This window comes from Azovibrio restrictus DSM 23866 (assembly GCF_000429665.1).
In the GTDB taxonomy this organism is placed as follows: domain Bacteria; phylum Pseudomonadota; class Gammaproteobacteria; order Burkholderiales; family Rhodocyclaceae; genus Azovibrio; species Azovibrio restrictus.
Map to the genome: position 1 here is coordinate 93,125 of NZ_AUCH01000003.1, position 13,027 is coordinate 106,151.

At 67.6% G+C, this 13,027-nt stretch carries 12 protein-coding genes; 10 read left to right on the plus strand and 2 right to left on the minus strand.

Features of this window, described 5'->3' with window-relative positions:
• Positions 1 to 105 precede the first annotated feature (105 nt).
• The 3 genes from G474_RS0104110 to G474_RS0104120 are packed head-to-tail and all read left to right on the plus strand — an operon-like array spanning position 106 to position 3,604.
• Complete coding sequence (locus G474_RS0104110; RefSeq protein ID WP_051281828.1) at positions 106 to 1,857, plus strand: bifunctional alpha/beta hydrolase/class I SAM-dependent methyltransferase; 1,752 nt, start codon at positions 106 to 108, stop codon at positions 1,855 to 1,857.
• Positions 1,854 to 3,170: a phosphatase PAP2/dual specificity phosphatase family protein gene (locus tag G474_RS0104115; protein ID WP_026685872.1), complete on the plus strand. Its 1,317-nt coding sequence runs from the start codon at positions 1,854 to 1,856 to the stop codon at positions 3,168 to 3,170. The genes G474_RS0104110 and G474_RS0104115 overlap by 4 nt, the downstream gene beginning before the upstream one ends.
• The gene (locus tag G474_RS0104120; protein WP_084513558.1) at positions 3,167 to 3,604 is read left to right on the plus strand and encodes a hypothetical protein; all 438 of its coding nucleotides are present in this window, start codon (positions 3,167 to 3,169) and stop codon (positions 3,602 to 3,604) included. Before G474_RS0104115 ends, G474_RS0104120 begins: the two co-directional genes overlap by 4 nt.
• Positions 3,605 to 3,730: 126 nt before the next feature.
• Here G474_RS0104120 and G474_RS0104125 read toward each other — a convergent pair whose 3' ends face one another.
• Positions 3,731 to 5,665 (minus strand): DEAD/DEAH box helicase, encoded by a 1,935-nt coding sequence (locus tag G474_RS0104125; protein ID WP_026685874.1) that lies wholly within the window; start codon positions 5,663 to 5,665, stop codon positions 3,731 to 3,733.
• Positions 5,666 to 5,899: 234 nt separating this feature from the next.
• The gene (mpl, locus tag G474_RS0104130; protein WP_026685875.1) at positions 5,900 to 7,249 is read right to left on the minus strand and encodes a UDP-N-acetylmuramate:L-alanyl-gamma-D-glutamyl-meso-diaminopimelate ligase; all 1,350 of its coding nucleotides are present in this window, start codon (positions 7,247 to 7,249) and stop codon (positions 5,900 to 5,902) included.
• Positions 7,250 to 7,325: 76 nt separating this feature from the next.
• Here mpl and G474_RS0104135 point away from each other — a divergent pair, with 76 nt between their 5' ends.
• The 7 genes from G474_RS0104135 to G474_RS19465 are packed head-to-tail and all read left to right on the plus strand — an operon-like array spanning position 7,326 to position 13,026.
• Complete coding sequence (locus G474_RS0104135) at positions 7,326 to 7,925, plus strand: hypothetical protein (RefSeq protein WP_026685876.1); 600 nt, start codon at positions 7,326 to 7,328, stop codon at positions 7,923 to 7,925.
• The gene (locus tag G474_RS19460) at positions 7,922 to 8,512 is read left to right on the plus strand and encodes a TlpA family protein disulfide reductase (RefSeq protein WP_051281830.1); all 591 of its coding nucleotides are present in this window, start codon (positions 7,922 to 7,924) and stop codon (positions 8,510 to 8,512) included. The genes G474_RS0104135 and G474_RS19460 overlap by 4 nt, the downstream gene beginning before the upstream one ends.
• A 43-nt stretch (positions 8,513 to 8,555) precedes the next feature.
• The gene (gene aroQ / locus G474_RS0104145) at positions 8,556 to 9,035 is read left to right on the plus strand and encodes a type II 3-dehydroquinate dehydratase (RefSeq protein ID WP_026685877.1); all 480 of its coding nucleotides are present in this window, start codon (positions 8,556 to 8,558) and stop codon (positions 9,033 to 9,035) included.
• 48 nt (positions 9,036 to 9,083) lie between these two features.
• Complete coding sequence (accB, locus tag G474_RS0104150; protein ID WP_026685878.1) at positions 9,084 to 9,545, plus strand: acetyl-CoA carboxylase biotin carboxyl carrier protein; 462 nt, start codon at positions 9,084 to 9,086, stop codon at positions 9,543 to 9,545.
• Between the two features lie 12 nt (positions 9,546 to 9,557).
• Positions 9,558 to 10,916, plus strand: a complete 1,359-nt coding sequence (gene accC / locus G474_RS0104155) for an acetyl-CoA carboxylase biotin carboxylase subunit (RefSeq protein ID WP_026685879.1) — start codon at positions 9,558 to 9,560, stop codon at positions 10,914 to 10,916.
• A gap of 2 nt (positions 10,917 to 10,918) precedes the next feature.
• Complete coding sequence (gene prmA, locus G474_RS0104160; RefSeq protein ID WP_026685880.1) at positions 10,919 to 11,821, plus strand: 50S ribosomal protein L11 methyltransferase; 903 nt, start codon at positions 10,919 to 10,921, stop codon at positions 11,819 to 11,821.
• Positions 11,809 to 13,026, plus strand: coding sequence for a zinc-ribbon and DUF3426 domain-containing protein (locus tag G474_RS19465; protein WP_043463185.1), 1,218 nt, complete (start codon positions 11,809 to 11,811; stop codon positions 13,024 to 13,026). Before prmA ends, G474_RS19465 begins: the two co-directional genes overlap by 13 nt.
• Position 13,027: the final 1 nt, after the last annotated feature.

Sequence of the window (13,027 nt, forward strand, 5' to 3'; positions counted from 1 at the left end):
CGCCCAGCACAGTTCCGTGAGCTCTGACGCACGGCCAGGACTGTCGCCGTGACGGCACTGCAGTTCCGATAACCGCATTCCCAGCGGCATCGCCGCCATCACCCCATGACCCGAATCGCCGAAAACCACCACTTCCCCTGCAGCGACGGTACCAACCTCTTCTACCGCCGCTGGCCCGCCGTCGCGCCGCAACGGCGCGGCGCCATCATCCTCTTCCACCGTGGCCACGAACACGGCGGACGCATGGCGCACCTGGTCGACGAACTCGATCTACCCGATTTCGACTTCTACGCCTGGGATGCCCGCGGCCACGGCAACTCGCCGGGGCCGCGCGGCGATTCGCCGAGCTTCGGGCAATCGGTGCGCGACGTGCAGACCTTCATCGAACACATCCGCGACACCTGGGGCGTGGCCGAGTGCGACATGGCGGTGCTGGCGCAAAGCGTCGGCGCCGTGCTGATCAGCACCTGGGCCCACGACTACGCGCCGCGCGTGCGCTGCCTGGTGCTCGCCTCGCCGGCGTTCAAGGTCAAGCTCTACGTCCCCTTCGCCCGCCCCGGTCTGCGCCTGCTGCGCGCGCTGCGCGGCAATTTCTTCGTCAACAGCTACGTCAAGTCGAAGTTCCTGACCCACGATCCGGCGCGCCAGGCGTCCTACGACAGCGACCCGCAGATCTCGCGGCCAATCTCGGTGAACATCCTGCTCGCCCTCTACGAGGCGGCCGACCGCGTCGTCGCCGACGCCCAGGCGATCACCGTGCCGACCCAACTGCTTGTCTCCGGCGCCGACTGGGTCGTGCATCACGCGCCGCAGCACCAGTTCTTCGACCGCCTGGGAACGAGCGCCAAGGAGAAGCACGTCCTCGACGGCTTCTACCACGACACCTTCGGCGAGAAGGACCGCCACGTCGCGACCGCGCTGGCGCGCAGCTTCATCCTGCGCCAGTTCTCGCTGCCCTGGTCGCGCCCCGACCTGCGCCAGGCGCACCGCCAGGGGCCGACCTTCGACGAGGCGCAGGCACTTGCCCGCCCGCTCTCCCTGTTCAGCCCGCGCGGCCTGTACTGGGCCTTCTACCGCCTCGGCATGAAGCTCGGCGGCCTGCTCTCCGCCGGCGTCGCGCTCGGTCACCGCACCGGCTTCGATTCCGGCAGCACGCTCGACTACGTCTACCGCAACACGCCGACCGGCCGCGGCGCGCTTGGCCGGCTGATCGACCGCAACTACCTCGACGCCATCGGCTGGCGCGGCATCCGCCAGCGCAAGCTCAACATCGAGGAACTGCTGCGCGCGGCGCTCAACCGCCTGCAGGCGGAGGGCCAGCCGCTGCGCATCCTCGACATCGCCGCCGGCCACGGCCGCTACGTGCTGGAAGCGCTGGCCGACGCGCCGCGCCCGGAATCCGTCCTGCTGCGCGATTTCAGCCCGCTCAACGTGGACCAGGGCAGCGCCCTGATCGCCGCCAAGGGCCTGAGCGACATCGCCCGCTTCGAGCGCGGCGACGCCTTCGACCGCGCCTCGGTGGCGGCGGTGACGCCGGCGCCGACGCTCGGCATCGTCTCCGGACTCTACGAGCTGTTCCCCGACAACGACCGCGTCGCCGCCTCGCTCGCCGGCATGGCCGACGCCATCGCGCCGGGCGGCTACCTGATCTACACCGGCCAGCCCTGGCATCCGCAGCTCGAACTGATCGCCCGCGCCCTGACCAGCCACCGCGACGGCGAAGCCTGGGTGATGCGCCGCCGCACCCAGGCGGAAATGGACCAACTGGTCAGCGACGCCGGCTTCGAGAAGATCGAGCAGCGCATCGACGCCTGGGGCATCTTCACCGTCTCGCTGGCCCGCCGTCGGCCGGCATGAACGGCAAGCCGCCACTGCCCTGGAAGCGCAGCCTGCTCTGGCTGCTCTTCCTCGGCCCCTTCTTCTTTCTCAGCTACGGCCAGGCGAACCAGCTGGCGGCCAGCCGCGAGGCGGTGGCCAGCCTGTATTTCGCCTGGGAACGGCAGCTGCCCTTCCTGCCCTGGACCATCGTTCCCTACTGGTCGATCGACCTCCTCTACGGGCTGTCCTTCCTCTGCTGCCGCGACGCCCGCGCCGTCGACCGGCACGGCCAGCGCCTGCTCGCCGCGCAAGTGATCGCCGTCGCCTGCTTTCTCGCCTTCCCGCTGCGTTTCGCCTTCGCCCGCCCGGCGACCGACGGCCTGGCGGGCGCCATGTTCACCGCCCTGAGCGCCTTCGACCAGCCGTACAACCAGGCGCCGTCGCTGCACATCGCCCTGCTCGTCCTGATCTGGTTCCAGTTCGCGAAATTGCCGCTGGCCCGCCCCTGGCGCCTGCTGGTGCACGGCTGGGCGCTGCTCATCGGGATTTCCGTGCTGACCACCTGGCAGCACCATTTCATCGACGTCCCGACCGGCGCCGCGCTCGGCCTCTTCTGCCTCTGGCTGCTGCCGGAAGCCGGCCTGCGCTCGCCGCTGCGGCGCGCCGCCGATGCCGGCCACTTCCGGCTGGCAGCGCTCTATGCCGGCGCTGCGGCAGCCCTGCTGGCGAGCGCCATCAGCCTCGGCGGGCTGGCGCTGGTCCTCGCCTGGCCGGCGCTGTCGCTGCTGCTGGTCGGCTGGAACTACGCCTGGGCGGGCAGCGCCGGTTTCCAGAAGCAGGCCGGCGGCCACAGCCTCGCCGCGCGCTGGCTGTTCGCGCCCTACCAGTTCGCCGCCTGGCTCAATTCGCGCTGGTGGACGCGGCGCCACCCCGCCCCGGTGCATATCGCCGGCGCCGTCTGGCTCGGCCGCATGCCCGACGCGACCGCCTATGCCAGCGGCGGCTTCGGCGCCCTGATCGATCTCAGCGCGGAGTTGCCGGCACCGCGCCTCGCCACGCCGCATCACGTCCATCCCTGCCTCGACCTGGTGCCGGCGGCGCCGGAAGTCCTGGGCGCGGCGGCCCGCGAGATTGCCCAGCGGGTGGCCGACGGCCCGGTGCTGGTCGCCTGCGCCCTCGGCTATTCGCGCAGCGCGGCGGCGGTCGCCGCCTGGCTGCAACTGAGCGGCCTGGCTGCCGACACCGAAGCGGCGATCCGCCTGATCCGCGAGCAGCGCCCGCAGATCGTGCTCGACGACGGCTGGCGGGCAAGCCTGGCGCAAGTCGATGCCGCCGGGAGCGAACCCGCATGAGCCCGGCAGACCGCCAGCTCGCCGCGATCGGCTGCGCCATCTGCGCCCCCGCCAGCCGCATCGACGCCTGGAGCCGGCCACTGGCGCTGCTCGCGCTGGCCGGCCTGCTGCTGCCCCAGGTCACGGCGGCGAGTGCCGCGGCACTCGCCGCCAGCGTCCTGCTCGGCCTGCTGCAGGGCTATTGGGCGCTGCGCCTAGCTTTCGACCGACCGCTCTTCGCCCACTGGGCCGAGGCGGCCGACCAAGATGCGACAAGCGCGCTCGCCGCCTTCGACGCCGCGCTGACCGGCCTCGGCTGGCCGGTCGCCGACGCCGGGCGGCCGCTGGCCCAGCGCGTCGCCGCTACCCGCCGGCTGTTGCGCCGCCAGGGTCTGGCCTGTGCGGCGCAGTGGCTGGCCGCCACTATCGCCCTGCTACTCCTGTTGTCACGCTGAAGGCGCACCCCCTACTCGGCGCCAGCATGGCGAGCGCCCCAGGAACAGGAAAACAACCTCCGGAAGACTACCCATGAACAAAGGGGCCCGCGGGCCCCTTTGTTGTTTTACCTCACCGACCAGGGCTCATTCGCCCCTGGGCTCGCGCTTCTTGAAGGGCTTGCCGCCGCCGGCGGGACGATCCCCCTTCCAGGCCGGCTTGCCGCCGTGGGGACGGTCACCCGCAGGACGGTCGGAGAAACGCTCGCCGCCGTAGGGCTTGCTGTGGGGCTTGCCCGGGCCCTTGCGGGGCGGACGGCTATCGGCAGCCGGCGCACTCCCGTCTTCCCGGGCGATATTGAGCTGACGCCGACGCACCCAGGCGCTGCGCAGGATCTGCAGGGTTTCCCGATCCAGGTCGTCGGGCAGATCCACGGTGCTGTAGTCATCGAACAGGTCGATGCGGCCGATCAGGCGGCTGGGCAGGTTGGCCTCGTTGGCGATGGCGCCGACGATATCCTTGGGAGATGCCCCCTGGTTGCGCCCCACTTCGATGCGGTAACGCACCATCACCACGGCGTTGCCGCGATCATCCTCATTCACCTCGGTGGCGAAGGCGGGACGCTCGCGACGGGGCGGACGCTCTTCGTTGCCGAAACGATCTTCCCGTTCCCGACGGGGCCGCTCGGGGCGCTCACCACGCTCGGGACGGTCGGCCCGGGGAGGACGCTCGGTGAATTCCCGAACCTGACGCTGGGGCTTTTCTTCCAGCTTCAGGGGGCGATCCTTCTGGGCCATGAAGGCCAGGGCGGCGGCGACCCGCTCGGGGGAGGACTCCTGCTCGCTGGCCAGGTCGGCCACCAGGCTCTCGAAGAAGTCCAGGTCCTCGGAGGTCAGGGCCTTGGCCACCCGCTCCTTGAAATTGGCCACCCGCTTGTCGGTGACCGCCTGGTGGGTGGGCAGGGCCAGATGTTCGATGGGCTGGCGGGTGACCCGTTCGATGGTCCGCAGCATGCGCATTTCCCGGGGCGCCACGAACAGGATGGCGGTGCCGGTGCGGCCGGCCCGGCCGGTACGGCCGATGCGGTGCACATAGGCTTCCGCATCGTAGGGAATGTCGTAGTTGATCACGTGGCTGATGCGGGGCACGTCGATGCCCCGGGCGGCCACATCGGTGGCGATGATGATGTCCAGGGTGCCTGCCTTCAACTGCTCGATGGCGCGCTCCCGGGCCTGCTGGTTCATGTCGCCATTCAGGGCGGCGGCGGAATAGCCCCGGGCTTCCAGCTTCTGGGCCAGCTCTTCGGTGGCCAGCTTGGTGCGCACGAAGATGATGGCGGCGTCCAGGTCGTCTTCCACTTCCAGGATGCGGGTCAGGGCATCCAGCTTGTGCATGCCGGAAACCTGCCAGTAGCACTGGCGGATGGCGGCCACGGTCTGGGTGGCAGACTTGATCTTCACTTCCTGGGGGTCGAGCAGGTAGTTCTGGGCCACCCGGCGGATGGCTTCCGGCATGGTGGCGGAGAACAGGGCGGTCTGGCGCTCGGCGGGGGTGTGCTTGAGGATCCACTCCACGTCGTCGATGAAGCCCATGCGCAGCATTTCGTCGGCTTCGTCCAGCACCATGGTCTTGAGGCCGGCAAGGGACAGGCTGTTACGTTCCAGGTGGTCCATGATGCGACCGGGCGTGCCGACGATCACATGGGCGCCCCGGGCCAGCTGCTTCAGCTGGATGCCATAGCTCTGGCCGCCGTAGATGGGCAGCACGTGGAAACCGGGCATGTGCTTGGCGTAACGCACGAAGGCTTCGGCCACCTGGATGGCCAGTTCCCGGGTGGGGGTCAGCACCAGGGCCTGGGGCGTGGCGTTAGCCAGGTCCAGCTGGTTCAGGATGGGGATGGCAAAGGCGGCGGTCTTGCCGGTACCGGTCTGGGCCATGCCCAGCAGGTCCTTGCCTTCCAGCAGCACAGGGATGCATTGGGCCTGGATCGGGGAGGGGGTTTCGTAACCCACATCCACCAGCGCCTTCAATACGGATTCGGACAGGCCCAACTGGGCAAAGGATTCAACTTCTTCAGACATCACACACTCCCAATGACCGCCCTTGCGGCGGTCCTCACACAGCGGCACCCAAAATGGCAACAGGCCACGGCCGCAAAAAACCGGTTACTTAAGCCCCGGATAAATTCTCTTCGGAGAAATAAACCCACGCACCGAGGGCTTGCCCGGCGACTCGAAGGGCGACATTCTCCACAAAACCAGAGAAAAATCAAATAAAAATCAAATTACTACGGGAAAATACGGACCCGTCCGGGTTCAGGCAGCCGCCAGTTTTTCCAGCAGCCGGGCATGGATGCCGCCAAACCCCCCGTTGCTCATGACCAGGATCTGATCCCCGGCCCGGGCTTCGGCCACCACCCCTGCCACCAGCCGCTCCAGGTCGTCTTCCACCCGGGCCCTGTCCCCCAGGGCCGCCAGGGCTCCGGCCGCATCCCAGCCCAGCTGAGCACCATAGCAATAAACCCGGTCGGCCAGCTCCAGGCTGGCGGCCAGCCTGTCCTTCATGGTCCCCAGCTTCATGGTGTTGGAGCGGGGTTCCAGCACCGCCAGAATCCGGGCGTCCCCCACCTTGCGCCGCAAACCCGCCAGGGTCGTGGCAATGGCGGTGGGGTGATGGGCAAAGTCGTCGTAAACCGTGACACCGGCCGCCTGCCCCCTCACCTCCAGGCGGCGCTTGACGTTCTGGAAGCGGGACAGGGAATCCAGCCCCTGCTCCAGGGTCACGCCCACGTGCCGGGCCGCCAGCAGGGCCGCGCAGGCATTGGCCCGGTTGTGCTCGCCGGCCAGGGACCAGGTAGTGCGGGCCAGCTCTCCGCCGGGGCCGTGCAGCACCAGGGAGCCGTCCCTGTCATCCCCGCTCACCCGGTAACCTTCCGGGCTATTGAAGCGCTGCACTTCCGTCCAGCATCCCCGGGCCAGAACCCGGTTCAGACTTTCCTCCCGGGCATTGCTGACGATCAGCCCGGAAGCCGGCAAGGTACGCACCAGATGGTGAAACTGGGTCTCGATCGCGGCAAGATCGGCAAAGATGTCCGCATGATCGAACTCCAGGTTGTTCATCACCAGAGTCCGGGGCCGGTAATGGACGAACTTGGAACGCTTGTCACAAAAGGCGGTGTCGTATTCGTCCGCCTCGATCACGAAAAATGGGGTATCCCCCAGACGGGCGGACACGGAGAAATTCAGCGGCACGCCCCCGATCAGGAAGCCCGGGGCCATGCCCGCATCCTCCAGGATCCAGGCCAGCATGGAGGCTGTGGAGGTCTTGCCGTGGGTCCCGGCCACGCCCAGCACCCAACGCCCCTGGAGCACATGCTCGGCCAGCCACTGGGGGCCAGACACATAGGGCAAGCCCCGGTCGAGAATGGCTTCCAGCAGGGGATTGCCCCGGGAAATGGCATTGCCGACCACGAACAGGTCCGGCGCCAGGGCCAGCTGGGTCGGATCATAACCCTCCGTCAGCTCGATATCCGCGGCCCGCAGCTGATCGCTCATGGGCGGGTAGACACTGGCGTCGCAACCGGTGACCCGATGGCCAGCAGCCCGGGCCAGCTGGGCCACGCCCCCCATGAAGGTGCCGCAAATACCGAGGATGTGAATGTGCATGAAAGCTTTTCCGAGGAAGAAGAAAGGTTAGAATCGGGGCGCAATTTTACTTGATCCCATGACTATCGAGGCTTCCATGGCCCGCCACGAACGCGCCCGAGCGCCCCGCCCCAGCGTTTCCCGTACCCAGATCGCCAGCACCGCCGCCCGGCTCATGGCCCAGGACGGCATCACCGACATGGCCCAGGCCAAGAAGAAGGCGGCCCGGCAGCTGGGCCTGCCGGACAATACTCCCCTGCCGGACAATGCCGAGGTGGAAACGGAGCTGCGTCTCTACCAGGCTCTCTATCAGAGCGACACCCAGCCCGCCCTGCTGCGGCAGTTGCGCGCAGAAGCCGCCCGGATCATGGAATTTCTTGCGGATTTCCGCCCCTATCTCACCGGATCGGTGCTCGAAGGCACGGCCAGCAGCTTTTCCAGCATAGACCTGATGCTGTTCGCGGACAGCGCCAAGGAAGTGGAAATCTTCCTGCTCGACCGGGGCATGGACTTCGAGCACCTGGAACCCCGCAACGACAAGGCCGAAGCCGTGTTGCAGCTGTCCACCCCGGCCGCCGACATCAAGCTGATCATCTTCCCCCCCCAGCTGGAGCGGCAAAGCTTCAAGCACCGGGACGGCCGCCCCAAGGAGCGCATGCGCCTGGATGCCCTGCAGCAGATGCTGGAACACCCATGAAGACCTCCCTCGCCAAACTGCTGGCCATCGTCACCGTGGCCCTGGTCTCCCTGGCCGCCGGCATGCTGTTTTCCCGCCAGCAGCATCCTTCCGCCCCCCCCGGAATACCGGCCGTGGAAGGTGAAGCCGCCGCCCTCAACGGGCTGCTCAGCCTCAGCCTGCCGGACGCCTCCGGCCACATGAATGCCCTGGAGCAGTGGCGGGGACGAACCCTGGTGATCAACTTCTGGGCCACCTGGTGCCCCCCCTGCAGAAAGGAGATGCCGGCCTTTTCCCGGCTGCAGGAGCAATACCGCAACCGCAACGTGCAGTTTCTGGGGATTGCCGTGGATACGCCGGAAAACGTACAGGATTTTGCGGCTAAAACCCCGGTTTCCTACCCCCTGCTCGTGGGCGGCAACGAGATCCTCAGCCGAGCCAGAGACCTGGGCAACCTGAAAATGGGACTGCCCTTCACCCTGATCATCGACGCCCAGGGCCGTATTCATGCGCGCAAACTGGGGGGAATCGGCGAGGCCGAGCTGGAGGACCTGCTGCGCCAGACCCCGGGAACGGCCGCCGCTGCGGGCGGCCAGGCCGAACGGTAGAAATACTGGACAATTTGTCGCCAATTACGGCAAACTTGCCGCCATGACGAAGCAAAAATCCGCTTCCAAGACCGTGCCCCGGCCCCGTCTGCTGGTCCTCAACGGCCCCAATCTCAATCTTTTGGGGACCCGCGAGCCCCAGCACTACGGCTCGGTCACCCTGGACGACATCAACCTGACCCTGGCCCGCCGGGCCGAAGCGGCGGACGTGGACCTGGAAACCTTCCAGAGCAACCACGAAGGTGCCCTGATCGAACGCATCCATGCCGCCCGGCAGCAGGATGTGCGTTACATCATCATCAACCCCGCCGCCTGGACCCATACCAGCGTCGCCATCCGGGACGCCCTGGCCGCCGTGGCCATCCCCTTCGTGGAAGTGCATCTCTCCAACGTGCATGCCCGGGAACCCTTCCGGCAGCATTCCTATTTTTCCGATCTGGCCATAGGCGTGATCTGCGGCCTCGGCCAGCAGGGCTACCTGCTCGCCCTCGAATACCTTCTCAACAAACTCAATACGGACTGAGCCGGGCCCCGCCCAGCCTTTCCTGTTCACGGACTCCGGGAGATCCTCATGGACCTGCGTAAACTGAAGAAACTGATTGATCTGGTGCAAGAATCCGGCATTTCCGAACTGGAAGTGACCGAAGGGGAAGAAAAGGTGCGTATCGCCAAGTTCGCCCCCGCTGGCGCTGCCCCGATGCAGCACTATCAGGTGCCCATGGCCGCCCCGGTGGGCGCTCCCGCTCCGGCCGGCACCTCGTCGGTGAACCTGGACGACGACGATGACGACCTGCCCGACGGCCATGTGGTCAAGTCTCCCATGGTGGGCACCTTCTACCGCTCCCCCTCCCCCGGCGCCAATGCTTTCGTGGAAGTGGGCCAGAGCGTCAAGGAAGGCGACACCCTGTGCATCATCGAGGCCATGAAACTGCTGAACGAGATCGAAGCCGACGCTTCCGGGGTCATCAAGGCCATCCTGCTGGACAATGGTCAGCCGGTGGAATTCGGCGAACCCCTGTTCATCATCGGCTAACCGGCTGCGATCATGTTCGAAAAAATCCTGATCGCCAACCGCGGCGAAATCGCCCTCCGGGTGCAGCGCGCCTGCCGGGAGCTGGGCATCAAGACCGTGGTCGTGCACTCCGAAGCCGACCGGGAAGCCAAGTACGTGAAGCTGGCGGATGAATCCGTCTGCATCGGCCCGGCCCCCTCGGCCCAGAGCTACCTGAACGTGCCGGCCATCATTTCCGCCGCGGAAGTCACCGACGCCCAGGCCATCCACCCGGGCTACGGCTTCCTCTCCGAAAATGCCGACTTCGCCGAACGGGTGGAGTCCTCCGGTTTCGTCTTCATCGGCCCCCGGGCCGACACCATCCGCCTGATGGGGGACAAGGTTTCCGCCAAGGACGCCATGAAGGCGGCCGGCGTACCCTGCGTCCCGGGCTCGGACGGGGCACTTCCCGACGATCCCAAGGAAATCACCAAGATTGCCCGCACGGTGGGCTATCCGGTGATCATCAAGGCGTCCGGCGGCGGCGGCGGGCGCGGCATGCGGGTGGTGCACACGGAAGCCGCCCTGCTCAACGCCGTGACCATGACCAAGTCGGAGGCCCAGGTGGCCTTCGGCAATCCCACCGTGTACATGGAAAAGTACCTGGAAAATCCCCGCCACGTGGAAATCCAGGTGCTCGCCGACCAGCACGGCAATGCCGTGTATCTGGGGGAGCGGGACTGCTCCATGCAGCGCCGCCACCAGAAAGTCATCGAGGAAGCCCCGGCACCGCTGATCCCGCCGCGCCTGATTGCCCGCATCGGCGACCGCTGCGCTGAAGCCTGCCGCAAGATCGGTTACCGGGGTGCCGGCACCTTCGAGTTCCTCTACGAGAACGGGGAGTTCTACTTCATCGAGATGAACACCCGGGTCCAGGTGGAACACCCGGTCACCGAGGCCATCACCGGCATCGACATCGTGCAGGAGCAGATCCGCGTCGCCGCAGGTGAAAAGCTGCGCTTCAAGCAGCGCGACATCAGCTTCCGCGGCCACGCCATCGAATGCCGCATCAACGCCGAAGATCCCTACACCTTCGTGCCATTTCCCGGCAAGATCAGCTTTTACCACCCGCCCGGCGGGCCCGGCATCCGGGTGGATTCCCACATCTACCAGGGCTACACGGTGCCGCCCCACTACGACTCCATGGTGGCCAAGGTCATCGCCTACGGGGATACCCGGGAGCAGGCCATCCGCCGCATGCGCATCGCCCTGTCGGAAATGGGCGTGGAAGGCATCAAGACCAACATCCCCCTGCACCAGGAACTGATGCAGGACGCCCGCTTCGTGGAAGGCGGCACCAGCATCCACTACCTGGAGCAGAAGCTGGCGGACAAGGGCGAGGTCAAGAAATAAGCATGGCCTGGATCAGCGCCTCTTTCCTGACGGATGCGGCCCAGGCCGAGCCCCTCTGCGACGCCCTGCTGGAAGCGGGAGCCCTGTCGGCCAGCATCGAGGATGCCGACGCCGGGACCCCGGAAGAAAAGCCCCAGTTCGGCGAACCGGGCATGGAAACCCCGGCCACGGCCTGGGACCATTCCCGCATCGTCGCCCTGTTCGATGAAGACGCCCCGGTGGGGCAGATGATGGCTGCGGCCGCCGGCTCCCTGGGCATGGCCCGGGTGCCCGACTTTGCCCTGGCCCGGGTGGAAGAGGAAAACTGGGTGCAGCTGACCCAGTCCCAGTTCGACCCCATCCAGGTCTCCCCGCGCCTGTGGATCGTGCCTTCCTGGCACGAGAGTCCGGACCCGGCCGCCATCAACCTGATCCTGGATCCGGGCATGGCCTTCGGCACCGGCTCCCACCCCACCACCCGCCTCTGCCTGGAATGGCTGGAACGCTCCGTGCAGCCCGGCCAGGACCTGCTGGACTACGGCTGCGGCTCGGGCATCCTGGCCATTGCCGCGGCAAAACTGGGTGCCGCCAGCGTCGCCGGGGTGGATATCGATCCCCAGGCAGTCACTGCCGCCCGGGCCAACGCGGAACGCAACGGGGTGAGCGCCCGCTTCGAGGACTCGGCAGCCCCCCTGGCCGGCGAGTATGATCTCGTGGTGGCCAACATCCTCTCCAACCCCCTGCGCGTCCTGGCTCCGGCCATCTGCGCCCACGTCCGCCCCGGCGGCCGGCTGGCCCTGTCCGGCATCCTGGCGGAGCAGGCAGAGGAAATCATCGGCGTCTACGCCCCCTGGCTCCCCCTCACCGTGGCAGACACCCGTGAGGGCTGGGTCTGCCTCTCCGGCATCCGGCCATGCTGTTCCTGACCCGCTGCCCGGCCTGCAACACCACCTTCCGCATGACCCGGGAGCAGTTGCTGGTCCGGGACGGGAAAGTCCGTTGCGGTGCCTGCCGGCACGTGTTCAACGCCATGGAACATCTGCTGGAGGAAACGGCACCGGAAGAACTCCGCCCGGCTCCTGCTGCTCCTGCTGCTCCTGCTGCTCCTGCTGCTCCTGCTGCTCCTGCTGCTCCTGCTGCTCCTGCTGCTCCTGCTGCGCCAGCAAGCCCTGTCACTGCGGAGCCCCCTGCTGCTCCGCCCCCGGCCACCAGCGTTCCCGAGCCCGAGCTGGAAATCGAAATTCCCGTCGCCGCTCCGGAAACGCCCCAGGAGGCGGCAACGCTCCCCCCCGCGCCGGAACCTGAACCCCAGCCGGCCCCTGCCCCCGTGGCAACCTCCGCTGCTCCGGCCCAGAAACCGCGCACCCGGCCGGCGCCCCAGGAGCCCCAGTTCCATCCCGATGAGCTCGGCGCCCTGACAATCTGGCCGGCCCTGGGTCAGCACCAGGCCAAGCCGGAAGCCCCCCGCCCGCTGATCACCCCGGCAGACCTGGAGCCGGCCCCCAAGCCCCGGGACCCCATCGATGCCGCCGTGGAAGCCAGCGAGGCCCAGGCAGGTTCGGTCAAGCAGCAGGGCCTGGAAGCCGGACTGCTGGCCCCCCGGGACCTGACCGAGATTCCCGGCTTCTCCCGCTGGGCCGCCGCCCCCCTGGAAGCCATGGCAGCCCCTCCTGCGCCCCGGGCCCTGTGGCCGTTCGTCCTGGCCAGCCTGATCCTGCTGCTGACCCTGGCCGCTCAGGCGGCCCTGCACTACCGGGGCGAGCTGAGCCGCAAGCTTCCCGCCACCCAGCCCCTGTTCGAGAAGCTGGGCCTGGAGATTCCCCTGGCCCGGGAAACCGAGTGGATCAGCATCGAGGCTTCCGACCTGCACTCGGAGACCACCCCGGGCCGGCTGCAGCTGGCGGCCACCCTGCAGAACCGGGCCCCCTACCCCCAGGCCTGGCCGCAGCTGGAGCTGACCCTCACCGACACCTATGATGCGGTGCTGGTGCGCAAGGTCTTCACGCCCAAGGAATACCTGCCTGGCGATGCGCCCGCTGCCTTCACCCCGGGTGACACCCCGGTGCACCTGAACCTGGAAGGCGGCGAGCTGCGCCCCTCCGGCTACCGGCTATACCTGTTCTATCCCTGAT

Bases quoted from the DNA above. Each gene is read 5' to 3' on its own strand.
- accC (WP_026685879.1), top strand. From the start codon at position 9,558: ATGTTCGAAAAAATCCTGATCGCCAACCGCGGCGAAATCGCCCTCCGG.
- prmA (WP_026685880.1), top strand. From the start codon at position 10,919: ATGGCCTGGATCAGCGCCTCTTTCCTGACGGATGCGGCCCAGGCCGAG.
- accB (WP_026685878.1), top strand. From the start codon at position 9,084: ATGGACCTGCGTAAACTGAAGAAACTGATTGATCTGGTGCAAGAATCC.
- G474_RS0104135 (WP_026685876.1), top strand. From the start codon at position 7,326: ATGGCCCGCCACGAACGCGCCCGAGCGCCCCGCCCCAGCGTTTCCCGT.
- G474_RS0104125 (WP_026685874.1), bottom strand. From the start codon at position 5,665: ATGTCTGAAGAAGTTGAATCCTTTGCCCAGTTGGGCCTGTCCGAATCC.
- G474_RS0104115 (WP_026685872.1), top strand. From the start codon at position 1,854: ATGAACGGCAAGCCGCCACTGCCCTGGAAGCGCAGCCTGCTCTGGCTG.
- G474_RS19465 (WP_043463185.1), top strand. From the start codon at position 11,809: ATGCTGTTCCTGACCCGCTGCCCGGCCTGCAACACCACCTTCCGCATG.
- G474_RS0104110 (WP_051281828.1), top strand. From the start codon at position 106: ATGACCCGAATCGCCGAAAACCACCACTTCCCCTGCAGCGACGGTACC.
- G474_RS0104120 (WP_084513558.1), top strand. From the start codon at position 3,167: ATGAGCCCGGCAGACCGCCAGCTCGCCGCGATCGGCTGCGCCATCTGC.
- G474_RS19460 (WP_051281830.1), top strand. From the start codon at position 7,922: ATGAAGACCTCCCTCGCCAAACTGCTGGCCATCGTCACCGTGGCCCTG.
- mpl (WP_026685875.1), bottom strand. From the start codon at position 7,249: ATGCACATTCACATCCTCGGTATTTGCGGCACCTTCATGGGGGGCGTG.
- aroQ (WP_026685877.1), top strand. From the start codon at position 8,556: ATGACGAAGCAAAAATCCGCTTCCAAGACCGTGCCCCGGCCCCGTCTG.